The sequence below is a fragment of the Erythrobacter sp. YT30 genome (genome assembly GCF_001542875.1).
Taxonomy (GTDB): Bacteria; Pseudomonadota; Alphaproteobacteria; order Sphingomonadales; family Sphingomonadaceae; genus Erythrobacter.
In genome coordinates this window covers 1,086,319-1,113,205 of the sequence record NZ_LMAF01000002.1, presented here as the reverse complement: position 1 = coordinate 1,113,205, position 26,887 = coordinate 1,086,319, and the positions used below count along the sequence as shown (strand labels likewise).

General features: G+C 57.5%; 25 protein-coding genes. 15 read left to right on the top strand and 10 right to left on the bottom strand.

Going from position 1 to position 26,887, the window contains the following annotated elements:
* The first annotated feature begins 5 nt into the window (after positions 1-5).
* The 6 genes from AUC45_RS09975 (at position 6) to AUC45_RS09950 (ending at position 11,318) form a co-directional block, all read left to right on the top strand.
* Complete coding sequence (locus AUC45_RS09975; RefSeq protein ID WP_067601789.1) at positions 6-1,277, top strand: TIGR04063 family PEP-CTERM/XrtA system glycosyltransferase; 1,272 nt, start codon at positions 6-8, stop codon at positions 1,275-1,277.
* 51 nt (positions 1,278-1,328) lie between these two features.
* Positions 1,329-2,579, top strand: a complete 1,251-nt coding sequence (locus AUC45_RS09970; RefSeq protein ID WP_067601786.1) for a hypothetical protein — start codon at positions 1,329-1,331, stop codon at positions 2,577-2,579.
* Positions 2,580-2,850: 271 nt separating this feature from the next.
* Positions 2,851-7,503 carry a glutamate synthase large subunit gene (gene gltB / locus AUC45_RS09965; RefSeq protein ID WP_067601783.1) on the top strand — a complete coding sequence of 1,551 codons (4,653 nt, stop codon included), beginning with the start codon at positions 2,851-2,853 and terminating at the stop codon, positions 7,501-7,503.
* A gap of 27 nt (positions 7,504-7,530) precedes the next feature.
* Complete coding sequence (locus AUC45_RS09960; RefSeq protein ID WP_067601780.1) at positions 7,531-8,967, top strand: glutamate synthase subunit beta; 1,437 nt, start codon at positions 7,531-7,533, stop codon at positions 8,965-8,967.
* Between the two features lie 243 nt (positions 8,968-9,210).
* On the top strand, positions 9,211-10,575 hold the full coding sequence (locus AUC45_RS09955; RefSeq protein WP_156423812.1) for a carbohydrate porin: 1,365 nt from the start codon (positions 9,211-9,213) through the stop codon (positions 10,573-10,575).
* A 2-nt stretch (positions 10,576-10,577) separates the two neighbouring features.
* A complete protein-coding gene (locus AUC45_RS09950) occupies positions 10,578-11,318 on the top strand; it encodes a hypothetical protein (RefSeq protein ID WP_067601773.1) in 741 nt (246 codons plus the stop codon).
* Positions 11,319-11,338: 20 nt separating this feature from the next.
* Here the strand turns inward: AUC45_RS09950 and AUC45_RS09945 are convergent, their stop codons facing one another.
* Both AUC45_RS09945 and ung read right to left on the bottom strand, forming a co-directional pair.
* Positions 11,339-11,920: a hypothetical protein gene (locus AUC45_RS09945; protein ID WP_067601770.1), complete on the bottom strand. Its 582-nt coding sequence runs from the start codon at positions 11,918-11,920 to the stop codon at positions 11,339-11,341.
* A gap of 123 nt (positions 11,921-12,043) precedes the next feature.
* A complete protein-coding gene (ung, locus tag AUC45_RS09940) occupies positions 12,044-12,730 on the bottom strand; it encodes a uracil-DNA glycosylase (RefSeq protein ID WP_067601767.1) in 687 nt (228 codons plus the stop codon).
* Positions 12,731-12,815: 85 nt separating this feature from the next.
* Between ung and AUC45_RS09935 the strand changes: the two genes are divergently transcribed.
* The 3 genes from AUC45_RS09935 to AUC45_RS09925 are packed head-to-tail and all read left to right on the top strand — an operon-like array spanning position 12,816 to position 14,719.
* A complete protein-coding gene (locus AUC45_RS09935) occupies positions 12,816-13,451 on the top strand; it encodes a ribonuclease D (protein WP_067601764.1) in 636 nt (211 codons plus the stop codon).
* 9 nt (positions 13,452-13,460) lie between these two features.
* Positions 13,461-14,129: an LPS export ABC transporter periplasmic protein LptC gene (gene lptC, locus AUC45_RS09930; protein ID WP_067601761.1), complete on the top strand. Its 669-nt coding sequence runs from the start codon at positions 13,461-13,463 to the stop codon at positions 14,127-14,129.
* Entirely contained in the window at positions 14,126-14,719 is a 594-nt protein-coding gene (locus AUC45_RS09925; protein ID WP_233998670.1) for an LptA/OstA family protein, read from the top strand. The genes lptC and AUC45_RS09925 overlap by 4 nt, the downstream gene beginning before the upstream one ends.
* Positions 14,720-14,727: 8 nt before the next feature.
* Here the strand turns inward: AUC45_RS09925 and AUC45_RS16100 are convergent, their stop codons facing one another.
* The 6 genes from AUC45_RS16100 to AUC45_RS09900 all read right to left on the bottom strand — a co-directional run bounded on the left by AUC45_RS16100 (position 14,728) and on the right by AUC45_RS09900 (position 20,810).
* Positions 14,728-15,093, bottom strand: coding sequence for a sugar transferase (locus AUC45_RS16100; protein WP_255356303.1), 366 nt, complete (start codon positions 15,091-15,093; stop codon positions 14,728-14,730).
* Complete coding sequence (locus tag AUC45_RS16095; RefSeq protein ID WP_255356301.1) at positions 15,044-16,132, bottom strand: sugar transferase; 1,089 nt, start codon at positions 16,130-16,132, stop codon at positions 15,044-15,046. Before AUC45_RS16095 ends, AUC45_RS16100 begins: the two co-directional genes overlap by 50 nt.
* 158 nt (positions 16,133-16,290) lie before the next feature.
* The gene (gene holA, locus AUC45_RS09915) at positions 16,291-17,331 is read right to left on the bottom strand and encodes a DNA polymerase III subunit delta (RefSeq protein ID WP_067601758.1); all 1,041 of its coding nucleotides are present in this window, start codon (positions 17,329-17,331) and stop codon (positions 16,291-16,293) included.
* Positions 17,328-17,864: an LPS assembly lipoprotein LptE gene (gene lptE / locus AUC45_RS09910; RefSeq protein ID WP_067603779.1), complete on the bottom strand. Its 537-nt coding sequence runs from the start codon at positions 17,862-17,864 to the stop codon at positions 17,328-17,330. Before lptE ends, holA begins: the two co-directional genes overlap by 4 nt.
* On the bottom strand, positions 17,864-20,374 hold the full coding sequence (gene leuS, locus AUC45_RS09905; RefSeq protein WP_067601755.1) for a leucine--tRNA ligase: 2,511 nt from the start codon (positions 20,372-20,374) through the stop codon (positions 17,864-17,866). Before leuS ends, lptE begins: the two co-directional genes overlap by 1 nt.
* 25 nt (positions 20,375-20,399) lie before the next feature.
* Positions 20,400-20,810 (bottom strand): DUF3576 domain-containing protein, encoded by a 411-nt coding sequence (locus AUC45_RS09900; RefSeq protein ID WP_067603777.1) that lies wholly within the window; start codon positions 20,808-20,810, stop codon positions 20,400-20,402.
* Between the two features lie 464 nt (positions 20,811-21,274).
* On the opposite strand from AUC45_RS09900, the gene AUC45_RS09895 reads away from it, so the two are divergent.
* Positions 21,275-22,027 carry a hypothetical protein gene (locus AUC45_RS09895; protein ID WP_067601752.1) on the top strand — a complete coding sequence of 251 codons (753 nt, stop codon included), beginning with the start codon at positions 21,275-21,277 and terminating at the stop codon, positions 22,025-22,027.
* A gap of 133 nt (positions 22,028-22,160) precedes the next feature.
* Complete coding sequence (phbB, locus tag AUC45_RS09890) at positions 22,161-22,883, top strand: acetoacetyl-CoA reductase (protein ID WP_067601750.1); 723 nt, start codon at positions 22,161-22,163, stop codon at positions 22,881-22,883.
* Positions 22,884-22,946: 63 nt separating this feature from the next.
* On the opposite strand, the gene AUC45_RS09885 is transcribed toward phbB, so the two are convergent.
* Entirely contained in the window at positions 22,947-23,315 is a 369-nt protein-coding gene (locus AUC45_RS09885) for a MarR family transcriptional regulator (protein ID WP_197409542.1), read from the bottom strand.
* A 169-nt stretch (positions 23,316-23,484) separates the two neighbouring features.
* On the opposite strand from AUC45_RS09885, the gene AUC45_RS09880 reads away from it, so the two are divergent.
* The 4 genes from AUC45_RS09880 (at position 23,485) to AUC45_RS09865 (ending at position 25,540) form a co-directional block, all read left to right on the top strand.
* Entirely contained in the window at positions 23,485-23,925 is a 441-nt protein-coding gene (locus AUC45_RS09880; protein ID WP_067601744.1) for an ester cyclase, read from the top strand.
* A gap of 8 nt (positions 23,926-23,933) precedes the next feature.
* Positions 23,934-24,617 (top strand): type 1 glutamine amidotransferase domain-containing protein, encoded by a 684-nt coding sequence (locus tag AUC45_RS09875; RefSeq protein WP_067601741.1) that lies wholly within the window; start codon positions 23,934-23,936, stop codon positions 24,615-24,617.
* Between the two features lie 151 nt (positions 24,618-24,768).
* The gene (locus AUC45_RS15570) at positions 24,769-24,984 is read left to right on the top strand and encodes a TIGR03643 family protein (RefSeq protein ID WP_197409541.1); all 216 of its coding nucleotides are present in this window, start codon (positions 24,769-24,771) and stop codon (positions 24,982-24,984) included.
* Between the two features lie 274 nt (positions 24,985-25,258).
* The gene (locus AUC45_RS09865) at positions 25,259-25,540 is read left to right on the top strand and encodes a ribbon-helix-helix domain-containing protein (protein WP_067601735.1); all 282 of its coding nucleotides are present in this window, start codon (positions 25,259-25,261) and stop codon (positions 25,538-25,540) included.
* On the opposite strand, the gene murA is transcribed toward AUC45_RS09865, so the two are convergent.
* Positions 25,537-26,820 carry a UDP-N-acetylglucosamine 1-carboxyvinyltransferase gene (murA, locus tag AUC45_RS09860; protein WP_067601732.1) on the bottom strand — a complete coding sequence of 428 codons (1,284 nt, stop codon included), beginning with the start codon at positions 26,818-26,820 and terminating at the stop codon, positions 25,537-25,539. The genes AUC45_RS09865 and murA overlap by 4 nt on opposite strands.
* Positions 26,821-26,887 lie beyond the last annotated feature (67 nt).

Sequence of the window (26,887 nt, the reverse complement as noted above, 5' to 3'; positions counted from 1 at the left end):
GAAAAATGCGCGTCCTTCATGTTCTAGACCACTCTTTGCCGATCCATTCCGGATACACCTTTCGCACGCGCGCCATCCTGAAGGCGCAGGAGGCGCTGGGAATGGAAGTGCGCGGTGTAACGGGGCAACGACACGAATTAGACGCACCAGAGCGATCCACTCCCGGAGCGATGGAAACGCATGACGGGCTGAATTTTCATCGCACTACCGGAACGCCGTCAGGACCGACGGGCCTTGCCGAAATTCGTGAGATCAAGCGGTTAACAGACAGCATCAAATCAGTCGCTCGCGAATGGAGACCCGATATCCTTCACGCGCATTCTCCCTCGCTTAACGGCGCGGCAGCTTTGCAGGCGGCGCGGACGCTCGATCTTCCACTTGTCTATGAAATTCGCGCGTTCTGGGAAGATGCCGCTGTCGGCAATCGTCAGGGGCGTGAGGGGTCAGCCAAATATCGGATGACCCGCGCGCTTGAAACGCAGGTGGTAAGCAGAGCTGATGCAGTCTTCACGATCTGCCAGGGCCTTCGTGATGATCTGATTGCGCGCGGCCTTTCCGGCGGAAAGATTGGCGTGATGCCAAATGGAGTAGACTTGTCGCTCTTCGGCGATCCTCCGCCGCGCGATGAGGCCTTGGCCAAAAAGCTTGGCATTGCGCCTGATACGCCTGTCATTGGCTACATCGGCAGCTTTTACGATTATGAAGGCGTCGATGATCTGATTGCCGCCATGCCGATCCTGCGCGAGACCCATCCGCAAGCAAGGCTGCTTTTGGTGGGTGGCGGTGAACTCGATGCCGATTGGCGTGATCTCGCTGCAAAACTGCCCGAACCGGATGCCGTCATTTTCGCAGGCCGCGTGCCGCACTCGGAAGTTGAACTGTATTATTCGCTGATCGATGTGCTCGCCTATCCGCGCAAGGCATCGCGCTTAACCAATCTCGTCACTCCGTTGAAGCCATTGGAAGCGATGGCGCAGCGCCGCCTTGTTGCAGGCTCCAATGTGGGCGGACACCGTGAACTGATTACGCATGGCGACACAGGCACTTTGTTTGCCCCCGATGATCCAGCCGCATGCGCGTCTGCTCTGTCGGACTTGCTCAGCGCGCCAGAAGAATGGGACGCGATGCGCGAACGCGCGGCACGCCACGTACGCACCTCTCACAATTGGGCGATCAATGCGCAGCGTTATGCGTCTGTTTACCAGCTCTTGCTATCCGAAAAGCATCGCGGCACCAGCGCAATGTCGGACGCGCCGCGCCATAGAGTTAACGCGTAAGGGGCGCTCTCACCCTCTTGCGCAAAGGGGCAACGGGGAGCACATTAAATCATGCGCGCACAATCACGCTCATCTGGCCGGTTTGCTATCGCATCGCATCCGATCTTTAAGCCTGCGCTAATCGCGTGGGCGGCGCTGATTGTGGCTTTGGCGATCCTGATCCTGCCTGCCAACCTGATTGAGCGGCTTAGCCTGCTTACCAGTCTTTCCATCCTGGGCGAGAATGCGCGGGTTATTCTTGCGGTGATTGGCGCCGTCGCTGGCGGAACCATCGGCTTTGGCGTTGCGGCTATGCTTAAGCGAAAACTGGCCGGCGATCATGGCGATTTCGAAGAGGAAGAAGAGACCGTCCTTCCCATCGATCCAGCCGAGGAATTGGGCAGCGATTCGCTTGATGCTCCAATTGAAACAGCGGAATTCGAAGAGATTGAACAAGAAGCGCCCGCTGCACCCGAAGAAGTCGAAGCCGTGGACGAGGTGTCAGAAGAGCCCGCCCCTACCCAGGGCCGCCGCCGCAGTCTTGCACAGTTGGCGCGCGGTGATGCGGACAAGAATGCTGATGATCCTGATCTGATCTTCCCGAATTTTGGTTCTGAGGAAGAGCCGGAACTGGAAGTTGAACAGCCGGAAATCGAGGCTGAAACGGCCGATGAAGGCACTTTGGTGGTTGAAGAACCTCAAGCTGACAAGCGCTCGGTCGATCTGCCTGATATCGCCAGTGCGCAGTCCGCGCTCGATGCGCTGATATCTTCCGGCGCTGCGCCATTTGAGCCAGCCGCCGAAGTCGAGATTGGTGAGGCAAGCGAAGACGTTGAGTTGGCACAGCCTCCTCGTTCCATGGGCCTTGAAGAGTTTGGCGCCATGCCCGGTCGCAATGCCGTTTGGGTCGAGGAAATTGCTGAAGAAGCCGAAGAGTTCGTCTCTATCCCTGAGTCGGAGTCCGAAGCTGAACCAGCGCCCGTAATGACCGAAGCTCTAAGCCCCGAAATTCCCGCAGCGCTCGCCAAACTGCGCGCGACGCCCATCGAAGAACTGAGCATGATGCAGATGATGGAGCGCTTTGCTGCCGCTCTCGAAGATCGCAAACGCGCCGAAAAGGCGCAGACCGGGCGCCTTAGCGATCCTGCAGAAAAACAAGCTTTCGCCCACGGCTTGCGCGAATTGAATACCGCTGCGGGCGAAACGCGCAACGATATCGCTCAGTTTGAAGACAGCAATGCGTCAGAGATTGATGTCGAGACGGAAAGCGCGAAACTGCGTGATGCCTTGGACAAACTGGCTGACTTGCGCGGAGCAGCATAGGCCCGCCTAAAATGGCGCATTTCATGCAATATCGGCTGCGCGTGCGGGCTTTTGCGCAATCAAACTAAAGCCAAATTATCGCGTCGTGAAATAAAGCTACACCATTCCCCATTGCAAAATGGCGTTTCCATCGGCATGAGGGTTGCGAAGGCATGGAGAACGGGCAACACGCCACACGTCTCTCCCCGCAAATGCCTGCCTCCAAGGGTCTGGCCTTCTCAAGTATGGGAACGGCACATTCTGGGGGCATCTGACAGGATGGAAACGCATTATGGGATTGCCCAATTCCCAGGGTCTCTACGACCCAGCCCACGAACATGACGCCTGCGGTGTAGGCATGGTCGCCCATATCAAGGGCGAGAAAAGCCATGAAATCGTCAAACAGGCGCTCGAAATTCTGAATTCGATAGACCACCGCGGCGCGGTGGGCGCAGATCCGCTTTTGGGCGATGGTGCGGGCCTGCTCATGCAGATTCCTGATCCCTTGATGCGCACATGGGCGAGCGAGCACGATCTCGATCTTCCGCAGCCGGGCGATTACGCAGTCGCGATGTGCTTCATGCCGCAGGATGAAGCCGCGCGCAGCATGGTGGCAGAACGGATCGAAGCGTTCACCGCCAAAGAAGGCCAACGCTTCATTGGCTGGCGCGATGTACCGACCACTCTGGATGGTCTCGGCAAAGCGGTGATCGATTCGATGCCTGTCATCCAGCAGGCTGTGGTCGCTCGCGGCGAAAACACACCCGATCAGGACGCGTTTGAACGCAAGCTTCTGGTGATCCGCAAGCAGGTGCAAAACCCGCTGCAAAAGCTCGCAGAAAAGCATGATCTGCCCGGTCTGACCGAACTATATATGCCGAGCTTTTCGAGCCGGACGATCGTCTACAAGGGGTTGTTGCTGTGCGATCAGGTCGGCTCCTTCTACGATGATCTGCGCAACCCGGAATGCGTTTCGGCGCTTGGCCTCGTGCACCAGCGATTTTCAACCAACACCTTCCCCAGCTGGAGGCTGGCGCATCCTTTCCGGCTGATCGCGCATAATGGCGAGATCAACACGGTTCGCGGCAACGTGAACTGGATGAATGCGCGCCGCCGCACGATGGAATCGCCGCTTTTGGGCGCTGACCTTGATAAAATGTGGCCGCTTATCCCGCATGGTCAATCGGATACCGCCTGCCTTGATAACGCTTTGGAATTGCTGCTCGCGGGCGGATACTCATTGGCTCACGCCATGATGATGCTGATGCCCGAAGCTTGGGGCGGCAACACGCTGATGGATCCGGATCGAAAGGCTTTTTACGAATATCACGCTGCCTTGATGGAGCCATGGGATGGCCCTGCGGCGGTGTGCTTTACCGACGGCCGTCAGATCGGCGCGACATTAGATCGCAACGGCCTTCGGCCGGCACGTTTCTGCGTCACAAAGGATGATATCGTCTGCCTCGCTTCGGAAAGTGGCGTTCTGCCATTCGCTGAAGAAGACATCATCCGCAAATGGCGCCTTCAGCCGGGCAAGATGCTGCTGATCGACCTTGAAGAGGGCCGCATCATTGAAGACGGCGAATTAAAGGCCGACCTTGCCGCTGCAGAGCCTTATGCAAAGTGGCTGGAAGAAGCCCAGTTCAAGCTCGATGAGCTGGAGATTGTCGACCCCGAATTCGAGGAATTGCCGCAGGAAGAGAACGCCGAAACGCCAACCTTGCTTCAGGCACAGCAAGCGTTCGGATACACGCAGGAAGACGTTTCGCGGTTCTTGGAACCGATGGCGGTGAAAGCCGATGATCCGATCGGATCGATGGGTACTGACACGCCGCTTGCTGTGCTCTCGAGCAAATCGCGCCTTCTCTACGACTATTTCAAACAAAACTTTGCGCAAGTTACCAACCCGCCGATCGATCCGATCCGCGAAGAGCTTGTCATGAGCCTTCTCTCCATGATCGGCCCGCGCCCCAATCTGCTGGGACGGGAAGCGGGAACGCATAAGCGACTGGAGGTCGAACAACCGATCCTCACCAATGATGATCTGGCGAAAATCCGCTCGGTGGAAACGACGCTAGATGGCGCGTTCCGCTGTGCGACCATTGATATCACGTGGGATGCGGAAAGCGGCGCTGAAGGCATTGAGCTAGCGCTGAAAGAGATGTGCTGGGCCGCAACCGAGGCAGTGCTGCAGGATCACAACATCCTCGTCCTGTCGGACCGTTCGCAATCTGAAGGCCGCGTGCCCATGCCCGCTTTGCTGGCGACAGCGGCGGTGCATCACCACCTCGTGCGGCAAGGCCTGCGGATGCAAACAGGGCTTGTGGTTGAAAGCGGCGAACCGCGCGAAGTGCACCATTTCTGCGTACTGGCCGGATACGGCGCGGAAGCGATTAACCCCTATCTCGCTTTTGAAACGCTTGAGAATATTCGAGCGAAAAAGCACTCCGATCTTTCGCAGCAAGAAGTCGAACAGAACTACATCAAGGCGATTGGCAAAGGCATTCGCAAGGTCATGTCCAAGATGGGCATTTCGACCTACCAGTCCTATTGCGGCGCGCAGATCTTCGACGCGGTGGGCCTCTCATCCGCCTTTATCGAGAAGTATTTCACCGGTACCGCAACCACCATCGAAGGCATTGGCCTCGATGAAGTCGCCCGCGAAACTCTCGCCCGCCATGCGCAGGCCTATGGCGACAATCCGATCTATGAAAACATGCTCGATGTAGGCGGCATCTACCAATACCGCCTGCGCGGCGAAGAGCATGCGTGGACGCCGCAGAATGTCGCTCAATTGCAGCATGCAGTCCGCGGAAACGATGCCAAGAATTACGAAGAGTTTGCCAAGTCAGTGAATGAGCAGTCCGAGCGGCTACTCACCATTCGCGGACTTCTCGAGTTCAAGAAATCCGACATCGCAATCCCAATCGAGGAAGTCGAACCGGCAAGCGAAATCGTCAAACGCTTCAGCACCGGCGCGATGAGTTTGGGCTCCATCAGCCACGAAGCGCACTCGACCATGGCGTTGGCGATGAACCGCATTGGCGGTCGTTCGAACACCGGCGAAGGGGGCGAAGAACCGTTCCGTTTCACACCGCTTGAAAACGGCGATTCCATGCGCAGCCGGATCAAGCAGGTTGCTTCCGGCCGTTTCGGTGTGACAACCGAATACCTCGTCAATTCCGACGACATCCAGATCAAGATGGCGCAAGGCGCAAAGCCGGGCGAAGGCGGTCAGCTGCCAGGGCACAAGGTCGACAAGCGGATCGGCGCAGTGCGTCACTCGACGCCGGGCGTAGGATTGATCTCGCCGCCGCCGCACCACGATATCTACTCAATCGAGGATCTCGCGCAGCTGATCCATGACCTTAAGAACGTGCAGCCTGAAAGCCGCATTTCAGTAAAGCTCGTCTCCGAAGTGGGCGTGGGCACAGTGGCCGCAGGCGTTTCAAAAGCGCGTGCGGATCATGTCACGATTTCCGGCTATGACGGCGGCACAGGCGCATCGCCGCTCACCTCGCTCACCCATGCAGGATCGCCTTGGGAAATCGGCCTTGCCGAAACACAGCAGACATTGCTCCTCAACGATTTGCGCAGCCGTATTGCCGTGCAGGTCGATGGCGGGCTTCGCACAGGCCGCGATGTTGCGATTGGCGCATTACTGGGAGCAGACGAATTTGGCTTTGCCACTGCTCCGTTGATCGCAGCGGGCTGCATTATGATGCGCAAGTGTCACTTGAACACTTGCCCCGTTGGTGTGGCGACGCAAGACCCTGTTCTGCGCGCACGCTTCACCGGCCAGCCTGAGCATGTGATCAACTACTTCTTCTTCGTTGCCGAAGAGCTTCGCCAGATCATGGCAGAGATGGGCTTTCGCACGATGGATGAAATGATCGGGCGCGTGGACCGGCTCGACATGACGCGCGTGCACCGCCATTGGAAAGCGCGCGGCATCAATCTTGAACGTGTGCTTCACATGCCAGAGCTGCCTTTCGAGGCTTCGCTGATGAATACGGAAGGCCAGGATCACGGCCTTGCTGCAGCGATGGACAACGCGCTCATCACCGATTGCCGCGATGCAATTGAGGCGAAGACGCCGGTTCAGCTTGACTATGAAATCCGCAATGTGAACCGCACTGTTGGCGCGATGCTATCAGGTGAAATCGCCAAGGCGCACGGGCATGCCGGGCTCCCGCCCGAAACGATCCGCATCAATCTGACGGGCGTTGCCGGGCAAAGCTTTGGCGCCTGGCTGGCACACGGAGTGACGCTTGATCTCGTTGGCGATGCCAATGACTATGTCGGCAAAGGCATGTCGGGTGGCCGTATCATCGTGCGCCAACCGGAAGACGCGCCGCGCAAAGCCGATGAGAACATCATCGTCGGCAACACCGTGCTTTATGGCGCGATTGCAGGCGAAGCCTACTTTGGCGGCGTTGCGGGTGAGCGCTTTGCCGTGCGCAATTCAGGCGCGATCGCCGTTGTCGAAGGCGCAGGCGATCACGCTTGCGAATATATGACCGGCGGCGTTGTCGTGGTGCTCGGGCAAACGGGCCGCAACTTTGCAGCAGGCATGAGCGGGGGCGTGGCTTATGTTTACGATCCCGACGGCTCATTCACCACACGCGTCAATCACGCACAGGTGGATCTTGTCGCGATCTCAGCCGAAGCTGACCTCGATGAAGGGACAGGCCGCCCGCAACAACGCGGCCGCTCGGTCCACGATTTCGGCATGGGCGATATGCTGCGTCATGATGCTGAGCGCTTGCGTATCTTGGTGGAGCGCCACCAATTGCACACGGGCAGCGCAGTGGCCGGCGAATTGCTTAGCGATTGGGAAACGACGCTTGGCAAGTTCGTCAAAGTAATGCCGCGCGATTATCAGCGCGCGCTCGAAGCGATCGAAGCCGAACGCAAGGAAGCCGAAAGCGTGGCAGCGGAATAAAGTTTAGGGACGCGAAAGACCAAGACCATGGGCAAGGACACCGGATTTCTCGAACTGGATCGGCGCGAACGCGACTATCTTGATCCGAAAGAGCGACTGAGCAATTACCGCGAATTCGTGGTGCAGCCGAGCGATGAAACGCTCGCTTCGCAGGCCTCGCGCTGCATGGATTGCGGCATTCCGTATTGTCACAATGGTTGTCCGGTGAACAACATGATCCCGGACTGGAACCATCTGGTCTATGAAGGCGACTGGAAGAACGCGCTGGACGTTCTGCATTCAACCAATAACTTTCCCGAATTCACCGGCCGTATCTGCCCTGCGCCTTGCGAAGCATCCTGTACGCTCAACATCATCGATCAGCCTGTGACGATCAAATCGATCGAATGCGCAATCATTGATCGCGGATGGAAAGAAGGCTGGGTCACGCCCCAAGTGCCGGAGAAAAAGACCGGCAAATCCGTAGCGGTCGTCGGATCCGGCCCCGCAGGGCTCGCTTGCGCACAGCAATTGGCGCGTGCCGGACATTCGGTCACCGTGTTCGAAAAGTCGGATCGCGTGGGCGGTCTCCTTCGTTACGGCATTCCCGACTTCAAGATGGAAAAGCACCTCATCAGCCGCCGCTGTATCCAGATGGAAGCCGAAGGGGTTGAGTTCAAAACGTCGAAAGAAGTCGGCGTCGATGTCTCGTTCAAAAGCCTTCAGGAAAACTATGACGCTGTCGTGCTTTCGGGCGGCGCAGAAGATGCGCGTGCGCTTTCCATCCCCGGCGCGGAAATGCCAGGCGTGCGGCTCGCGATGGAATTCCTGACCCAGCAGAACAAGCGCAATGCGGGCGATGATGAAACCCGTGCCGCGCCGCGCGGCACTTTGAAAGCGACCGGCAAGCACGTCGTCGTGATCGGCGGCGGGGACACTGGTTCTGACTGTGTCGGCACATCCAACAGGCAGGGTGCGGCATCTGTCACCCAGCTTGAGATCATGCCCAAGCCGCCGAGCAAGGAAGACAAGGCGCTTACATGGCCCGATTGGCCGGTTAAATTGCGCACATCCTCAAGCCATGAAGAGGGCGTGGACCGCGATTGGGCGGTTCTGACAAAGCGCGTGGTGGGCGATGGCGAAACCGTCACTGGCCTCGAATGCGCGCGCGTTGAATGGGTTGATGGCCAGATGCGCGAGATCGTCGGCAGCGAATTTACGCTGAAAGCCGATTTGATCCTGCTCGCTATGGGCTTTGTCGGTCCGAAAAAGGCTGGCCTCATTGAACAATCAGGCGTCGAACTCGGCCCTCGCGGCTCTGTCGAAGCTGACGAGGTGAGCTATGCGACGAGCGAACCGGGTGTCTATGCGTGCGGAGATATGCGCCGGGGTCAAAGCCTTGTCGTGTGGGCCATTCGCGAAGGCCGCCAATGCGCAGCCAGTGTCGATGAAATGCTGATGGGAAAAACCGAACTGCCGCGTTGATCCCTAGGCCTGCGTGCCCACAGCCTTAACACTCTCCTAATATCCACCGGTCTTTGCCGGGCTCATACTGTTGTGGGTCGAGGCTTGGTCTAAGCCATGATGCTGCAGAGGCACAGGTGTCGGCCAATATCGCCGGGCGCTCATGCCTCTGTTTGACTTCACACAGGCTGCGGCTCCATTCTCATGGGACAGAAAAAGCAGCTCGCAAAGAGGCTGTTAACGGGATGGGATTAAGGGTCACTCATGCTGAAAAGAACAACTAAGCGGCACCTGCGCGCAGGCGTCTTCGCTATGGCCAGCATTGGCGCGCTGGGTACAGCGCCCCTTGCCGCGTCTGAGTTTCCTGTATCAGCTTCAGCTGACGAGCAGGCTACAGAGCTGGAAACGACCGCTGAGCTCAACGACGCGCCTGTCGAGGATAACGCCAAGCTTGAGACGGTTTCGCTTTCAGCCTCGCAAGTGGCCGTGCAGCCGCCGCCTCCGCCACCTCCTCCTCCGCCAGCCCGGCCGGAACCTGATCTTGTCAAGCTGGTCGTCTCCCAATTCGGCGATGTCCCTGTCGCTGGCAGCGCGCCCGGCACGCCGCGCTATGCGGGCCGAGCGGATGCCTACATCACACTTCCCGGAAGCCGGTGGGGCGCTGATGACAGCTGGAAGATCAACATTCGTCCCGAATTCACCTGGGGCAAAAGCTCGAACGGTGAAATTGGCCTGATCCCGGCCAACACCGCGCTGTTCCGACCCGAAGGACAGGAAGACTACGACCTTTCGCTATCGGTCACCAAGACATGGCAATCGGGCGCGAGCCTAGAAGTGGGCAAGATCAACGTCCTCGATATCTCCGGCGCATTGCCGATCGTTGGCAGCAACGGGCATTTCGGGTTTCAAAACCTCGGCATTGCGCTGCCTCCCACGGCCGTCGTTCCCAACACGTTGACGGGTGCGCAGCTGCAAATCCCGACCAAGAAGGTCATTTACCGGCTGTGGGTGTTCGATCCGGATTCCCAGTACAATCGCACCGGTTTTGAGACCGCGTTCGAAAGCGGTGTAGCATTCCTTGGGTCAGCCGCTTTCCGCACAAATTTTGGCCAGAAGCCGGGGCTATTCAATTTCGCCGTGGTGGGTTCGACCCGTTCGGGACCTGCCTTCGATATTCTGCCGCGCGCGCTCACCCCGCCCCCTCCTCCAATCGGCACCTTTGGCGATGAGGAGGGCGAACTCGCACTGCAATTGTCAGGGTTTCAGTATCTGAAGCTCAACCCGCGCGCGCGGGGCAAAGGGCTTGGGGTATTTGCGCGCTTCCAGGCATCGATGGGCGATCCAACCTTCCTTGATTATTCCGCCTTTGTCGGGATCGCTGGAAATCCCGCAAACCGTCCGCAGGATCGCTTTGGCCTCGCTGCATTCTTCTATTCGCTCACCGATGAGCTCGTCGATGACATCGCTTTCCGCCTCCCGGTTGAAGACGAACAAGGCGTCGAAGCGTTTTACACCGTAGGCTTTGCCAAAGGCTGGAAAATGACGGCGAATGTCCAGGTCGTCGACAGCGCAATCGCGTTTCGCGATACGGGCGTCACACTGGGCGCGCGGCTGACAACAACATTCTGAGGATGAAGCGCCTCGCTCTCCTTGTCATGGCGGCCGCACTCATCGCCAATGATGAGCCGCAGCCAAAAGAGGATTCTGAATTCGTCGGGCGATACAACGGAAGCTCATTCGAAACCGCGATGGGGATGGAGATCCTTGCCGACGGGACGTGGGGTTGGGGCCTTTCGGTCGGCGCCCTCGATATGCGCGCTAGAGGCACCTGGGAGCAGAAAGGCGACTTTATCTACCTTACCAGCACGCCAAAACCGGTTGCTCCCGAATTTACCTTTCAAGGCATCGCGGAAACGGACGAACAGCTAGAGGATCCGCCATACTTTCGCGTGGTCTGGGCCAAAAGCGGCAAGGAGTTTCAGTATTCCCACGCCCGCGTGATCTGCAAGAACACCAAGACGTTTTACGGCCAGGTCGACTATGATGGCTATCCAGCCAGGATCGATCCTCGATATGATGATCCGCTCCCCGCCGAAAATGACCCGCGCCAATCCTGCGACACGCCCGAAAGCGTAGTGCTCGAAGAGACGATTTACGAAATCACCTCGCAGCCTTTCAAATTGGCTGATCTAGGATGGACGCCGGGTCGCACGGCGATCTTCGCTTTTCACCGCAACGATCTGGGCCTTGTCGATTTCACCGGGGTCACAGGCTATCTCGAAGACGACAAGATCAAGCTGGTCGGCGCAGAATGGCCGCTGGAAATGCGCAAACTACCGGCGCGCGATGAGAACCCTTCGCCAGAGCAGTAGTCAGAGAACAAACCGAACGACTAGTCAGATTTTTTGTAACCGCTGCTATATTCAATTGCGATCCTAGGATCGCTCATCCAGCGCAAGACATCATCTGTCGCGGCCATAAGATCTGTGTACCGCGTAAATTCACACTGATCACCCTCGGTGTTGGTGTTCAACCTCGCGGTCGCGTCTGAACACTTCAGAGAATACCGCTTAAAGCTGTAATCGCCGGTAAAGCGGTTGCTGTCGTCGAATTGCTTGCGGATCGCGATAAGATCATAGTTAAAATTGACGCCGCCCTCTATTTTCTGTTCACTCTCAATCAGATAGGTGAATTCTCGCTCATCAACGCCGTCTTGTATCTCGCCTGTGACCTGCACGAGATCATAAGCGGTGAGTGCTGTTCTGCGCGATCCGTCAGGGCCTGAGAATGTCACATTCTGCAATCCGTCTCTCGTGAATCTGGAAAACGATACTGTCTCGCTTGCGACATCATACGTGCCCAGAATCCCCGGCGTTTCTCTCTCATAAAGAGGGATCAATCGCGTCTTGGATTTCCAACCACACCCCTGCAATAAAAGAGATGCCGCAACCACAAGCAGTCCGAGTTTTTTCATTCAGTAAGTCCCCCCTTTAGCCTAGTCGCCCCAATCGACAGGCAATCCATCCCCGATTCTAGTGCTGTTCACCTTGTCGGATCAAGAGCTTTGGCGTGGTCAGAACACGTCTTCGCAAGCTAGCTAGAGCGACCAATCCACCGGCTCCATCCCGTTCGCTTCCAAAAACGCGTTCGCCTGACTGAACGGCTTGGACCCAAAGAAACCGCGATGGGCTGAAAGCGGGCTTGGATGGGGGGATTTGATCAATAGGTGATCGGCCCTGCGGCCAAGGCCCGGCACGCGCCCCGCTTTCTTCTGCGCGTGGCTGCCCCACAGGATGAAGACGCACGGCGCATCGCGCTCCGCTACCGCTTCGACAGCGGCATCGGTAATCGCATCCCACCCGCGCCCTGCATGGCTGCCGGCCTGGGCCTCCTGCACCGTCAGCGTGTTGTTCAATAACAGCACCCCCTGCTCGGCCCACGGTGTGAGATTGCCCGTTTGTGGGCGCGCGATGCCGCAGTCGCTCTCCAATTCTTTGAAGACATTCATCAGCGAAGGCGGCGGGCGAACGCCATCCATTACGGAGAAGGCGAGCCCATGCGCCTGCCCCGCACCGTGATAAGGATCCTGCCCCAGGATCACGACTTTCACCCCTTCCAATGGCGTCGCCTGAAGCGCGGTCAACCGCTCGCCCCGCGGAGGATAGACCACGCGCCCTGCTGCTTCTTCTGCCTTCAACCAGCCACCAAGGCGGCGCGCTTCGGGCGTCTTCAGTACGGGTTCAAGCGCTGCTTGCCAGCTTGCAGGGATCGCTTCTGCTGTCATGACATTCCAAACGCTACACAACTCGCAGCCACCTGCGCCACTCAGGCCTTCCCCTCCATCCCCAATCATCGTAGGAGCGGCGCCTATGACAGTACATTTTCACGAAGAAGATCTGCCCGCTGGCGTGCTTGAAGGCTCCAGCGCGCTTGCCGTAGATACCGAGACGATGGGCCTTGTGACCCCGCGCGACAGGCTGTGCGTGGTCCAGATCAGCGATGGATCAGGCGATGAACATCTCGTGCGCTTTTCGCCCGGCAGCGAATACGAGGCGCCCAACCTTACCAAGATCCTGGCCGATGAAAGCCGGGTGAAGCTCTATCATTATGCCCGCTTCGATCTTGCCGCGATCCAGTATTATCTGGGCGTGATGGCAGCGCCCGTATTTTGCACCAAGATCGCGAGCAAGCTGGTGCGCACCTATACTGATCGCCACGGCCTCAAAAACCTCGCGGGCGAACTGCTCAATGCGGAAATCTCGAAACAGCAGCAAAGCTCTGACTGGGGCGGGCCTGAATTGAACGAGGCGCAACGCGAATACGCTGCATCCGATGTGCGTTTCCTCCATGCTCTGCGCGATGAATTGACCGTCAGGCTTGAACGCGAAGGGCGCATGCACCTAGCGCAAGGATGCTTTGATTTCCTTCCAACACGCGCCCTGCTCGATATTGCTGGCTGGGAAGATCGCGATATTTTTCACCACAGCAACGGGACATTCGCATAAGGCCCGGCCATGGTCATCAAACGCCGCATCGAAACTGAGGAAGCTGCCAATCTGCGCTCAAAGCGTCAGGTTTTCGCATCGCCCGGGGGTTCGCATGATCGGCTGATTGGTATTCTCGCGCGCGTGCTGCCGGTAGGTGTAGGGATCATGGCAGCGCTAATGGTGGTAACGCCCCTGTCGCCGCGCGGTGAGATTAGTTTCCTGCTAGATCGCAATTCTGTCGCCATCATCAATGAACGCCTCAGCGTCGATAACGCCATGTATCGCGGGCGCGATGATCAGGGGCGTCCGTTCTCGATCAGGGCAGGCGAAGCGGTGCAGCGATCAAGCGCCGAGGGCTTGGTGCGCATGGAAGATGTGATGGCGCAATTGCTGATGCCCGATGGCCCTGCTCGACTGCGCGCAGATGGCGGCGTTTATGAAATTGATGAAGAGACCGTCACGGTTGATGGCCCCGTCCGCTTTAGCGCCGCAGATGGGTACACGATGGTCGCAAGAGGTGTTGCAGTGAACCTCGAAGAGCGCGTCATGACAGGCGACGACGGTGTCGAAGGGGAAATCCCTGCTGGGACCTTCAGAAGCAACCGATTGCGCGCGGATCTGGACGAGCGAACGCTCACATTGACGGGTGATGTTCGCATGACCATGGTGCCGGGCGAGTTGAGAGTTCCCAAATGACAGACACTCCTATGATGAACGCTGGAAGCCGGAAACATAGCCATAGGTCGCTCGCGCGCATTGCGCTCGTGTGGGCTGCAGGTGGCTTTATCGCGACAGCCGGCATCATGGGAACGCTGCCCGGAAACGCGCAAAGCTTTGCTGCGCACAACACACGCGCCCCGGTCACCTATAACGCGGGCAGCGCTGCCTGGGATGATCGCGCCAATCGTGTCGTCTTTTCAGGCGGAGTGGTTGTGACACAGGCCGGGCTCACCGTGCGTTCGCAGCGCATGCTGGTCAATTACACCGATACAGATTCGCTCGCGATCCAGCGCATCACGGCAAGCGGCGGCGTTTCGTTTGTTCGCGGGAATGAACGCGCTAGCGGCGATACTGCCGTCTATGATCTTAACAGCCGCATCATCACCATGGCCGGCAATGTGAAGCTCGCACGCGGCACCGATACGCTTAATGGCGGGCGGTTGACGATCAATCTCGACACAGGTGTTTCCAGCGTGGATGGCCGCGCCAGTGGCGGCAGCGATGCGTTGGGCTCCGAAGGATCGAACGGCCGGGTGACGGGTACATTCAGCGTTCCTGAGGAATAACCCCTCAATCAATATGCGTTGTGATGCCTAAGAACGCCCAACGTGCGCACCAAAATCTCCACGTCGCGCGCCAATGACCATGTTGAAATGTATTCAAGATCTGCACCCAACCGATCGGTCAGATCTTTGGTATGTTCTGTCGTTCCGCGAAACCCTCGTATTTGGGCAAGACCGGTGAGGCCTGGTTTCAAGCTGTGGCGCAGAAGATATTGCCGATCCGCTTTCCAGTATAGCTGATCGCTTGCAGTGCTGCCCAAAGCATGAGGGCGCGGACCAACGAGAGACATGTCGCCTTTCAGCACGTTGAGCAATTGCGGCAATTCATCAATGCTGTTTTTTTCGGATGAAAGCGCCGATCCGGGTGATGCGCGCATCCTGCCTCCCGGTTGATTGGAGGCCGCTGTCATCTTGATCGACAAGGCGCATCGAGCGAAACTTGATAATGTCGAAAAGCCGATTGCCTTTTTCCATACGGCGCTGGACGAAAAACACAGGGCCACCATCTTCAAGTTTGATCACGGCTGCTACCAAAACAAGTAATGGCGACAGCAGAAGAAGCGCCAAGGCAGCAATGACTGTGTCGAACAGTCGCTTGGTCAATCGAGCGCGCATACCGAGTGGGCCGTTGGACACAACCAGAGTTGTCTGATTGGTACTGCCATAGTGATGCAACCCTGTCGCGCCGAGCGAATGGGCGGTTGCACTCACCACTTCGCCAAACACCCCCGAAGATTTCAGCAGGATAGACCAGTCATGACGTTTCTCGTCCGGGCAGGTGACAACTACCCTGTCTTGATTGCGAAGCAGTTTTCCCACCCGGTCAAATATGAAGGGGTCGCCGCTGGAAGGGTCGAGGCCGAGGTCCTTAGCGGAGATTGTTGTCGCGCCTGGCAGGGCAAACGCGGGACCGCCGTCGGTGATGACGAGTTCATTGCGTGTCCGTCCCTCCCAGAAGCGATCGATGAAAATGGGGATGCCCCGGCGCAGCCCGATGAGAGCAAGGACAGTGAGGCCAAAACCGATTGTCACAGAGGCGCGGGAGAATTCAGCGTTGGACTTCGTGTAGAACGCGATGAAGTTGACCAATGCCGCAGATATCACCAACGCAAACACCGCTTTGCGCGCGCCATAGGGCCAATTAGAAAGCGAATGTGTGCTGTAGGTATTGTTGTAGAGCGCAATGGTGAAATAGAGCGGCAACAGTATATGCGCTGCCAGCATTGCGCGCGGCTCCCACCATTGGCTTTCATAGATCAGCGAGGCGATACCAAAGCAGGCTTGAATAAGGATCAAGTCGGCAACGACCATCGCGGCATATGCGCGCAGCCGACGTTTCTCGAGCGAAGGCGTTGCCCCCCGATGCAAATCGGCGGTCACATTTGCATCTAGCAAAAGGCCCGTCTGTTCGTTCATGTGGTGCTCTCTCAACCACAGGCACCCTCGTGCCCCCCTGAGCGATCCCGCATACCACGCAGAAACACCTAGGGCAGACCTTGCCGCAATTTAATCCCAAACTAACGCGGGGCTGGCTTGCGGGTTTGACCAGCAAGACTTGGGTGAGAATGCTGCGATTACCGCCGCGCCGCGAAGCGCGCAATCTCGGTAAGATCTTGCATTAACAACAAATCAGCCGACTGGCTGTTTGCAAGCAGTGATCGATGGAGTGTGACGAGGCGCGGGATCAAGCGTTCGAGTTTTTTTTGATGCCAGCGCGTCAATTGCTGGCGGATATCGCGCTCTTCCTTCCAAAAGATGCCCAATTGCGCCTTTTCGCCCTTTGAAAGATTGTCGAGAGATCCGCGCGGGCCCAGTTTCGCGGCGATCTGCATCAATTGCGCCGCGCGGCGTTCCAGCGCGAGGAGCAGGCCTACAGGGTTCAATCCCAATTCACGCATCCGGCGGATTTCGCGCGAAATCTTAGGCAATTCACCACCCAGCACCGCATTGACGACAGGCTGAAACCCATCCTCTTCGGTCGCTGCGCCAATTTCTGCATAATCCTCAATTGAGGCGGTCTTGGGCTCCAATGGATCGGCCCCGCAATAAAGCGCGAGCTTATCAATCTCGGATTGCGCCAGCCGCACATCGAGCCCGGCTGCGCGCGCAATCCGTTCAGCCAAATCACCGCCGAGCCTTAAACCCGCAGAGTCCGCCATGGCGCGAACGGACACGGAGACGGCGCGCAAATCGGGCGGATAGAACATCGCGACCAGCGCGTCACCGCGCTTCTCCAGCAGCTTTGCCGTGCGCGATTTATCGGTTGCCGAAGTTGCTACCACGATCACAGGTGCGGCATCACCTGCCCCCGCCTCGCCGGTCTCAATCAGCGTTTTGAGCGCGTCGTGCGCCTCATCCCCGCTCGCGCGCACCCAGATGTGGCGTTTATCGCCGAACAGTGATGCAGATCGCGCTTCATCACCCAATCTTGCGGGATCACTTTTCAAGTCGCCGCCAGAAAGCTCCACCCGCTCACCCGGCTCAGGCATGGCTTCGACGATGGAGTTCGCGGCAGCAGAAGCTCCCGCTTCATCAGGGCCGCAAAAGAAGAAGATGTTGGCCTGCGCAGCAGATTTAGGAACGCCGCGCGCGAAATCGGAGTTCTTTGCTTTCACTGATCCGCGATCGGCGGAGCATCGCTCGGCTCGATGCCGCCTTGTTCGTCCAGCTCTCTCAAAGTCAGCGCCACACGCGTCACCATCTGATCGGCAACCTCCTTGGCAAGGTTCTCGAGTGCAGTCTGCTCCGCCGCAATTGTCGCGTATTCAGAGGACACAACATCAATACCCGCATCCGATCCAGCGGTCGCATCGAGCAGGATCTCACCTGTCGCCATGTCGATCAGCTGATAACGCGCGCGAAGAATGCGGCGTTCGCGGCTGATCGTGTCATCGTTGAGAACGCCCAAAGCCTCAAGCGCATCATCAAGTCGCACATCCAACCGATAACGCGCGCCCGCTTCGCCTGCAGCGCCGAATCTTTCGGTGAGCGCATTGCGCACCAACCATCCGCCGCGCCCTGGAATGGCGGGCACATCAACGGCCGCAAGACCTTGCGCGACACCCTGACCGCCCGAGCCGGAATAAAGCGGCTGAAACCCGCAGGCTGAAAGAGCCAGACACGCGACAGACAAGGCGATTGCGCGCATCATGTGACGATATTCACGAGCCTATCTGGCACCACGATCACCTTGCGAACCTCTGCTCCTTGCAAAGAACGCTGCACTTTCTCTGATGCCAAAGCAAGCGCTTCCAGGTCTTCTTTGGGCGCGCCTTTGGGAGCGGTGATGGTGTCGCGCAATTTGCCCTTATGCTGGATCGCGATGGTAACCTCGTCTTCGACAAGCATCGCAGGATCATGCGCAGGCCATTCGGCATCGGCGATAAGGCCGTCAGCGCCCATCTTGGCGTGCGCTTCTTCGGCGAGGTGCGGCATCATCGGGCTGACCATGTGCAAGATTGCGCGGATGGCGAAATTGCGTGCCTCGCTCGGCTCTGCCTTTTCAGCAGCGCCGGTGAGTTCGTAAAGGCGCGCGACCGCTTTGTTAAAGCTCAAAGCCTCAATGTCTTCGGCAACGGCAACGATGGTCTGGTGCGCCTTGCGGGCGAGCGCTTTGTCTTCGCCCGTGGCTGCCGGATCGTAAGCATCGAAAAGCCGCCACAGGCGCTGAACAAAGCGCCAGCATCCCTCGATCCCGGCTTCTGACCATGGCAGATCGCGTTCAGGCGGGCTGTCGGAGAGCATAAACCACCGCACCGCATCCGCGCCGTATTGATCGATGATGGCATCGGGATCGACGACATTCTTTTTGGACTTGGACATTTTGACAACGCGGCCTGCCGTCACCGGTGCGCCGTCTTCAATCCTGGTCCAATCTGCGCCATCCTTACTGACCTCGTCGGGCGAAAGCCACGATCCATCGCCAAGACTGTATGTCTCGTGCGTGACCATACCTTGCGTAAACAGCGCAGCGAACGGCTCCTTCACGTCGAGCTTGCCGATATGCGCCATCGCGCGCGTCCAGAAGCGGGCGTAAAGCAGATGCAGGATCGCGTGCTCAATCCCGCCAATATAGTGCTGCACCGGCATCCACTTGGCGATTTCTTCAGCGTCGAACGGCTTATCCGGCGGTTGTGATGCAAAGCGCAGAAAATACCACGAAGAATTGGTGAAGGTGTCGAGCGTATCGGTTTCGCGAAGAGCTGGCTTGCCGCTGATTGGGCAGGTCGTGTGTTTCCAGGTGGGATGCCGTTCGAGCGGATTTCCCGGGGTGTCGAAATCGATATCTTCAGGCAGCTCGACCGGCAGTTGGTCTCTCGGAACGGGCACAGGACCGTGATCGGGTGAGTGAATGATCGGGATCGGTGTCCCCCAATACCGCTGGCGCGAAATGCCCCAATCGCGCAGCCGCCACACGGTGGTGCCTTCGCCCCATCCGCCATCCTCGGCGCGTTTGATGACTTCGGCCTTTGCATCCTCAACGCTCATCCCATCAAGGAACTCTGAATTGACGATGACGCCATCACCGGCTTCCGCCTCATTGCCCATGGGCGCGTCAGCATCGGTGGCGTCCTTTGCAACGACACGTTCTATCGGCAGCGCATATTTAGTCGCGAATTCAAAGTCGCGCTGGTCGTGGCCAGGAACGCCCATCACCGCACCCGTGCCGTAATCCATCAGCACGAAGTTCGCGATGAAGAGCGGCATTGGATCGCCGGTAAACGGATGGCGCGCGCTCAATTGAGTGCGAAAGCCCAGCTTCTCCGCCGTTTCAAGTTCAGCCGCGGTCGTACCGCCTTTCTTGCATTCCTCGATAAATGGGCCGGCAAGCGGATCGTCTTCAGCAACCGCCTTTGCGATCGGGTGATCGGCAGCAACCGCGACAAAGCTCGCGCCGAAGATCGTATCGGGCCGCGTTGTATAAACGGGCAGCTTTTCGCCATTCGAAAGCTCAAAGGAAAATTCGAGCCCTGAGGATTTGCCGATCCAGTTTTCTTGCATCAGGCGGACTTTGTCGGGCCAATCTTTGAGATTGCCCAATCCTTCGAGCAAGTCTTCGGCAAAATCGGTGATCTTCAAAAACCACTGGTCAAGCTTGCGTTTTTCGACCTCCGCGCCCGAACGCCAGCCTTTACCATCAATCACCTGCTCATTGGCGAGCACGGTCATATCAACAGGATCCCAATTCACCTCGGATGATTTGCGATAGACGAGGCCTGCCTCATACATATCGAGGAAAAGCGCCTGTTCGTGACCGTAATATTCAGGATCGCAAGTCGCGAATTCGCGCGTCCAATCAAGCGCAAAGCCGATGCGCTTCAATTGCGCTTTCATCCCCTCGATATTGGAATGCGTCCATGCGCCGGGATGAACCTTCTTCTCCATCGCAGCGTTTTCGGCCGGCATACCAAATGCATCCCAGCCCATGGGATGAAGCACTTCGGCCCCGCGCATCTTCTTATAACGCGCCAGCACATCGCCCATCGTGTAATTGCGCACGTGACCCATATGGATGCGGCCAGAGGGATACGGAAACATCTCAAGGATGTAGCTTTTGGGCTTATCGCTATTGCTGTCGGCAGTGAATGTGCCCGCCTGCTCCCACGCGCTCTGCCAGCGCCCGTCAGCTGTGGACGGATCGAAACGGTTTTCTGTCATGGAAATTCCGCTAACGCGAAACGGTTCAGGATGCGAGCGCTTTGCGCCTCAAATCACGCGCCTTGGTAAGGATGATATCCTCAAGCTTTTGGACAGTCGCTGCCTGCACCGGCGCATCCACCCAGTTTCCGCTTTGCGCGACCTGACGAGTAGCTGCGACGCGCAGCGCATCGGCGCGCAAATCCTGATCAAGGATCGTGATCGTCATCTTCACACGCTCTTCGGGGTTCGAAGGATTGGCGTACCAATCGGTCACAATCACGCCGCCATTGCTGTCAGCCGATGCCAAGGGTGCAAAGCTGACCGTGTCGAGCGCAGCGCGCCACAAGTATGCGTTCACACCGATCGTGTTGATCTGCGCGGCCTGAAGCTCAGTGCGCGGACGTTCGCCACCCCCGCACGCGGCAAGCCCGATGACAGCGACGCTTGCGAGCATGATCCGGCTTGCACTGCGGAATGAAGATGATGTGGCGCGTGTCACTGCGATAAATTCCCTGGTTTGCCGGCCGCAATTGGCAGGCCGTAATATGTTGGCCCCACGCTCTATAACCGCCAAGTCCTCGCCGCAAGCGTCCAAAAGCAGACGTTCACATCGCAGATATTCGCGCTATCGAGCATGTATCGTGCTCAAACGCACAGCAAACCGCGCCTTGATCATCGCTGAATGAGCCATATCTGAAGTGTTGCTCACCTGCGCTTCAATGCATGTGTGCGCCGCATGCAACAGCCTGAGAAGAATCCGGATTTCCACCTAGCCTAGCCATTTCGAATAGATTGCTTTTTCGCAGTTATTGGGCTTACGTAACGGAATACAGCGACTCAGGCGCAGTTCATGTGCCGCTTGCTGTAATGGGGCTGAAATAAAATTTCGGCATCCCGCACGAAGGAAACAGGGCGATTATGGCATTTGGCAACATCACAATGGCGGCAAAGCAGCGCAAGCTGTCGCTCGTGATGGCGACTGCTGCCCTGTCGCTTGCTGTGCCTTCTACGGGCCTTGCTTTGGTTGATGCTGATAATAGCAAATCAGCCTTTGCAGAATCGGGCTTTGATATTTTCACGCCCGCCAAAGTCGATCCTGATCTTGCCGCACGTTTTGCGAACATCACAGCCGATGATTCGATGCGCTTCACCCCTGCTGGCACCAGCAAGGTAGAGCGTGAACGCACTGTCACGGTCGCGGTTCGCGTCGATGAAGAGACGGCCAAGGCGATTTCGGTGCGCAAGGCAATCGATGCAGCGCCCGGCGCTGGCAAGGCAATCAGCACGCTCGATACAACTCGTTTCAACCTCGGCACAGCGCGCGGCTATCAAAGCTTTGCTCGCTCCGTCGTGCTGCCGGATAATGTGCGCAGCTTGAGCGTTCCCGACCTTTCCGAATTTGAGCCCGCTGGCCCACGCGCAGAGAAGAAGCCGAGCCGCCTGCAGCCTCGCATCGAACTTGAGGATGAACAGGTTGCTGGCCGTTCGCCCAACACGCTCGATTCGCTCGGTTCACAAACGGTGGGCGTTGGCGGTTCTTTCCGTATCTCGTCCAAGGTCGATGTCACTGCCGGCGTGCGCTACAGCCAGGAACGCGAACGCCTCGCGCCGCTCACTTCCGATCAGCAGGACAGCCAGGCTGTCTATGTGGGCACGCAGATCAAGTTCTAACGCTGCAAGCCGCATCAAACTTTAGTCTCAAAACCTCGCTTTTAGCGGGGTTTTTTGTTGCCTGACGCTACGGCACGGCTATCGCTGAGTGCGGAGAAAGATTCGCCACCGAATCTGAGAGGACCAGCATCATATGAGCAAAGTAGCAATCGTAACCGGCGGCACACGCGGCATCGGGGAAGCCATCTGCAAGCGCCTAAAAAAGCAAGGCCACACCGTCATTGCCAATTATGGCGGCAATGATGAAAGCGCGCGCGCCTTTACCGAGGCTTCCGGTATACCCTCAATGAAGTGGGATGTTGGCAACCACGAAGCCTGCCTCGAAGGTTGCGCCAAGGTCGAAGCAGAACACGGCCCGGTCGACATCGTCGTGAACAATGCCGGGATCACCCGCGACGGCACGCTGCATAAGATGAGCTTCGATGATTGGAACGACGTCATGCGCGTCAACCTTGGCGGATGCTTCAATATGGCGAAGGCAACCTTCCCCGGAATGCGCGAGAGGAAATGGGGCCGCATCGTCAATATCGGCTCAATCAACGGGCAGGCGGGACAATACGGCCAGGTGAATTACGCCGCCGCCAAATCGGGCATTCACGGCTTTACAAAGGCTCTGGCTCAGGAAGGCGCGAAATTCGGCGTAACGGTCAACGCCATCGCGCCCGGCTATATTGACACCGACATGGTTGCCGCTGTGCCGGAGCCCGTGCTCGAGAAGATCGTCGCAAAGATCCCGGTGGGACGCCTCGGCCAAGCCGAAGAAATCGCACGCGGCGTGACCTTCTTCACCTCCGAAAACGGAGCCTTCACCACCGGCTCCACCATGAGCATAAATGGCGGCCAGCATATGTATTGAGGGGTGTGGGATATCGGCCCTATTGCGGACGTTCAACGCCAGTCGGGCAGATGCCAAAATGAGTCATTTGCCGCTCCGTTTCTTGCCAACGCAGCGAGCCTGCAATTGATCATTCACCTGTGACAAAAACGTCTCGATTACCTCTCGCTCGCGGGTGCTTTTCGATCCGGCGATTTGGCTTAACGTCCTGGCAAGTGGAATCATATCGTTCTCGGCCGCGACGAAAGCGTTTTCTGTCAGGCCTACCCTTAAGCTTCGACGGTCATCACGGCGCCGAGTGCGTTCGACAAACCCCTTGAATTCCAGTCGATCGATCAGAGCAGTAACCGAGCCTGACCTCAGATTGAGATGCTGGCCAATCTCCTTGGGAGTGAGTGGACCTCTAACCTGGATTTGTTCGAGGCACGCAATCTCCGTCAGCCCAAGCTTCATTCGCCGCGCAGCGTAGGATGCAAATGAGTATTGTAGGGCTGCGTGCTTCTGCCAGAGGGCCACAATTTCCATAGATACCTCGATCTTCGAGAAACACGAGAGATAGACAAGAACCTATCTGCCGTCGACCCGTTGCAATGAAAACCCTTTGAAACGGAGAAAGAAAACGATGAGCATGACTTTCCCAAATCCCACTGCAGCGGCCGAAGAATTCTTCCACCGGTACAATTCGCGTGATCCAGAGGCGATGGCGCAAGCGCTCTCCGAGGATGCGATTATTGACTACCCACCGTTGGGTGAACCGATGTCTCTCGAAGACGGAAAGGGTGTTTGGACGCAATTGATGGATGTCTTTCCCGATCTCAGCGAGGACGTCCACACGATCGACGAAGTCGCTGATGGCAGCGCGTCATTCGTCCACGTGACCATTAGCGGCACACAGGCGAAAGATGGATTCGGGATCGAAGACCAAGGCAAGCGCTACGAATTGCGGCACCTGTTCCGCTTTGACCTATCGGACGCAGGAGGCATCGAGCGCGTCACTGCCTATTTCGACGCCGCTGGCTGGTTTCTACAGCTCGGCAAGACCGATATCAGCGATCAGGTGTGAGGCGAGCAATGAGCAAATCTATTCTATTCGTAATGACCTCGCACGACACGCTCGGTGACACGGGCGAAAAGACCGGCATGTGGCTCGAAGAATTTGCGGCCCCATTTTACGTTTTTACCGATGCCGGAATTGAGGTTGAGCTGGCTTCGGCCAAAGGCGGAGAAGTCCCAATCGACCCCAAAAGTCTTGGAGAAGATTTCCAGACTGAATCAACGCGCCGGTATCTGGCCGATGAGGATGGACAAGCAAGGATGAAGTCAACCGTTCCAATCCGCACTTTGAACGCATCAGACTGCGACGCAGTCTACTATCCAGGCGGTCATGGGCCATTATGGGATTTGGTCGAATGCGAAGTGTCTCGCGATCTCATAGAGGCATTTGCTTCAGCCGATAAACCGCTCGGGATTGTCTGCCATGCCCCGGCTGTACTCAAAAACGTGCGTGGCACAGAAGGACAGCCCTATGTCGAAGGCAAATCGATCACTGGATTCACCAATAGCGAAGAAAGAGCGATGGGTTTGGAAGATGCAGTCCCCTTTCTTCTTGAAGACATGCTCAAGGAACGCGGCGCTCACTTCGAGAAAGCGCCCGACTTCGAAGCCAATGTCGTAGTGGACGGGAAACTGGTCACGGGACAGAACCCGGCGTCATCGAAGGGCGCTGCAAAAGTGATGCTGGCCATGCTTGAATAAGGCAGGTTTCCACCGAAAGGGCCTCAAATCCGGCCGACCGCTCCCAACTACAGGCAGCGCTCCAAGAGAATCTCTTGCAGGGGCAAGGGAAAGAAACTCGTTTGATGTGCGTTTGGGTATCGCAGTCTTCTCAGAAGTCGAAGGAAAAAGCGTGCCTCAATCACCCAATCTCTCCCGAGCCGAGATCAGCGCCGTTATCGAAATGGCGCTTTCCGATCATGTCAGCTTTGCCGATATTGAGGCGCAGTTTGGGCTTTCCGATGCCGAGACCAAAGTGCTGATGCGCAATAATCTGAAGCCCTCGAGCTATCGCACCTGGCGAAAGCGTGTGCGCACCTTTGGGGACCGCAGGGAACACTACAAGTAAGCTCGTTTTCCTACTTCGTCTTTGATCGGCATGGCGGGCACTAGCTCTTTCAAGTCGTCGATCCTCGATTCCCTTCAATGGCGCCTTTGCGGTTTCCTCAAGACCGTCTGACAGCCAAAACAAAGCCTCCTTCCACCGTCCGTCACCCTCCCAAAATCCTTCTAATATGTAACAATATCATGACTTTAAGCACATGCGCTGTAGGTGACACGGTGTCACCTTTGTCACCTTTGCCAAGAGCGGACAGGCGTTCGTTTGCGTGCTAGAAAACCATATGGAAACGCCGCCCTATCACCCACCGGTCAAACGCTCGGTCCAGATCGCTGGCCACAAGACGAGCATTTCTCTGGAGCCCATATTCTGGGACATGCTGCGAGCCACAGCGGAACGCGAAGCGCTGCCAATCAACGCAATCGTGGCGCGGATTGATGCGGAACGGATCAAGTCGGAAACCCCGCCGGGCCTGGCAAGTGCGATCAGGGTTTGGCTGGTGCACAATGAGCGCACGAACCAACACAAAGACAGTTCCGCTAACGCCTTAATTGTAAAGCCTTAGTCGTCGCCAACGCGCTCAATATCGGCGCCAACCAGCTGCAGCTTCTCCTCAAGCCGTTCATACCCACGATCGAGGTGATAGATGCGTCGAACCTGCGTCTCACCCTCAGCCGCAAGCGCGGCGATGACGAGGCTCATCGAAGCGCGCAGATCGGTCGCCATCACTTCGGCGCCCGTCAGATCGACAGGGCCTGTGACAATCGCAGTGCGCCCCTCCGTCGCGATATCGGCGCCCATTCGGCTGAGCTCCGGCACGTGCATGAAGCGGTTCTCAAAGATCGTTTCTTTAAGAACGCTCTTGCCTTCCGCCTTGCATAAAAGGCTCATCAATTGAGCCTGCATATCGGTGGCGAGGCCGGGATAGGGCGCGGTCGTGAGGTCAATTGGCTTTAGCGAACCATTGGTTGTGATCTGCATGCCTTTGGCGTCTTCTTCGACATGCACGCCCATGCTTTGAAGCGCGCGCGTGGTCGCCTGCATTTCATCGGCCCGCGCACCTTCAAGGCGAACATCGCCGCCCGTGATCGCCGCAGCGCAGGCATAAGAGCCCGCCTCAATCCGATCAGGCATCACGCGGTATGTTGCACCATGAAGGCGCTTTACAGGATGGATTGTGATGTCGGAGGTGCCAATGCCTTCGATCTCTGCGCCCATCGCGACGAGGAGATTGCAAAGGTCAACAATCTCAGGCTCGCGCGCGGCGTTGAACAGACGGCACGTATCGTTTGCAAGCACGGCGGCCATCAGCGCATTCTCGGTCGCGCCGACAGAGACAACGGGGAAATCGAAGTCTCCGCCCGGTAATCCTCCGTCGGGCTGCATGGCTTTGACATAACCCTGGGTCAGCTCGATCTGTGCACCAAATGCCTCTAGCGCCTTTAGGTGAAGGTCGATGGGGCGGTTACCGATTGCGCACCCGCCGGGCATCGAAACGGTCGCTTCGCCAGCGCGGGCGAGCAGCGGGCCGAGCACGAGGATCGAGGCGCGCATTTTGCGCACCAGATCATAGGGCGCGATAGAGGAAGTGAGCCGAGATGCCTCGAACGTGACGACGCGGCCAAATTCTTCGGGCCTTTTGCCATGGATCTCGGTCGAGACGCCAAATTGCGTCATCAGGTGCTGAAAACCGTCAATATCGGCAAGACGGGGTAGATTGCGCAGGGTGAGCGGTTCTTCGGTCAAAAGCGCGCATGGGATCAGGGTTAGCGCCGCGTTCTTTGCCCCGGAAATAGGAATAGTGCCCGACAGGCGATTGCCGCCGCGAATGATGAGTTTGTCCATATGATTTCCCCTTACCCGATCCAAGCTTTCGCGCAACTGAGTGCGTTTGCAGCCCCGCCTACCCTTT

Coding starts and splice junctions, on each gene's coding strand:
- AUC45_RS09975 (WP_067601789.1), top strand. CDS start 6: ATGCGCGTCCTTCATGTTCTAGACCACTCTTTGCCGATCCATTCCGGA.
- AUC45_RS09970 (WP_067601786.1), top strand. CDS start 1,329: ATGCGCGCACAATCACGCTCATCTGGCCGGTTTGCTATCGCATCGCAT.
- gltB (WP_067601783.1), top strand. CDS start 2,851: ATGGGATTGCCCAATTCCCAGGGTCTCTACGACCCAGCCCACGAACAT.
- AUC45_RS09960 (WP_067601780.1), top strand. CDS start 7,531: ATGGGCAAGGACACCGGATTTCTCGAACTGGATCGGCGCGAACGCGAC.
- AUC45_RS09955 (WP_156423812.1), top strand. CDS start 9,211: ATGCTGAAAAGAACAACTAAGCGGCACCTGCGCGCAGGCGTCTTCGCT.
- AUC45_RS09950 (WP_067601773.1), top strand. CDS start 10,578: ATGAAGCGCCTCGCTCTCCTTGTCATGGCGGCCGCACTCATCGCCAAT.
- AUC45_RS09945 (WP_067601770.1), bottom strand. CDS start 11,920: ATGAAAAAACTCGGACTGCTTGTGGTTGCGGCATCTCTTTTATTGCAG.
- ung (WP_067601767.1), bottom strand. CDS start 12,730: ATGACAGCAGAAGCGATCCCTGCAAGCTGGCAAGCAGCGCTTGAACCC.
- AUC45_RS09935 (WP_067601764.1), top strand. CDS start 12,816: ATGACAGTACATTTTCACGAAGAAGATCTGCCCGCTGGCGTGCTTGAA.
- lptC (WP_067601761.1), top strand. CDS start 13,461: ATGGTCATCAAACGCCGCATCGAAACTGAGGAAGCTGCCAATCTGCGC.
- AUC45_RS09925 (WP_233998670.1), top strand. CDS start 14,126: ATGACAGACACTCCTATGATGAACGCTGGAAGCCGGAAACATAGCCAT.
- AUC45_RS16100 (WP_255356303.1), bottom strand. CDS start 15,093: ATGCGCGCATCACCCGGATCGGCGCTTTCATCCGAAAAAAACAGCATT.
- AUC45_RS16095 (WP_255356301.1), bottom strand. CDS start 16,132: ATGAACGAACAGACGGGCCTTTTGCTAGATGCAAATGTGACCGCCGAT.
- lptE (WP_067603779.1), bottom strand. CDS start 17,864: ATGCGCGCAATCGCCTTGTCTGTCGCGTGTCTGGCTCTTTCAGCCTGC.
- leuS (WP_067601755.1), bottom strand. CDS start 20,374: ATGACAGAAAACCGTTTCGATCCGTCCACAGCTGACGGGCGCTGGCAG.
- AUC45_RS09900 (WP_067603777.1), bottom strand. CDS start 20,810: ATGCTCGCAAGCGTCGCTGTCATCGGGCTTGCCGCGTGCGGGGGTGGC.
- AUC45_RS09895 (WP_067601752.1), top strand. CDS start 21,275: ATGGCATTTGGCAACATCACAATGGCGGCAAAGCAGCGCAAGCTGTCG.
- phbB (WP_067601750.1), top strand. CDS start 22,161: ATGAGCAAAGTAGCAATCGTAACCGGCGGCACACGCGGCATCGGGGAA.
- AUC45_RS09885 (WP_197409542.1), bottom strand. CDS start 23,315: ATGAAGCTTGGGCTGACGGAGATTGCGTGCCTCGAACAAATCCAGGTT.
- AUC45_RS09880 (WP_067601744.1), top strand. CDS start 23,485: ATGAGCATGACTTTCCCAAATCCCACTGCAGCGGCCGAAGAATTCTTC.
- AUC45_RS09875 (WP_067601741.1), top strand. CDS start 23,934: ATGAGCAAATCTATTCTATTCGTAATGACCTCGCACGACACGCTCGGT.
- AUC45_RS09865 (WP_067601735.1), top strand. CDS start 25,259: ATGGAAACGCCGCCCTATCACCCACCGGTCAAACGCTCGGTCCAGATC.
- murA (WP_067601732.1), bottom strand. CDS start 26,820: ATGGACAAACTCATCATTCGCGGCGGCAATCGCCTGTCGGGCACTATT.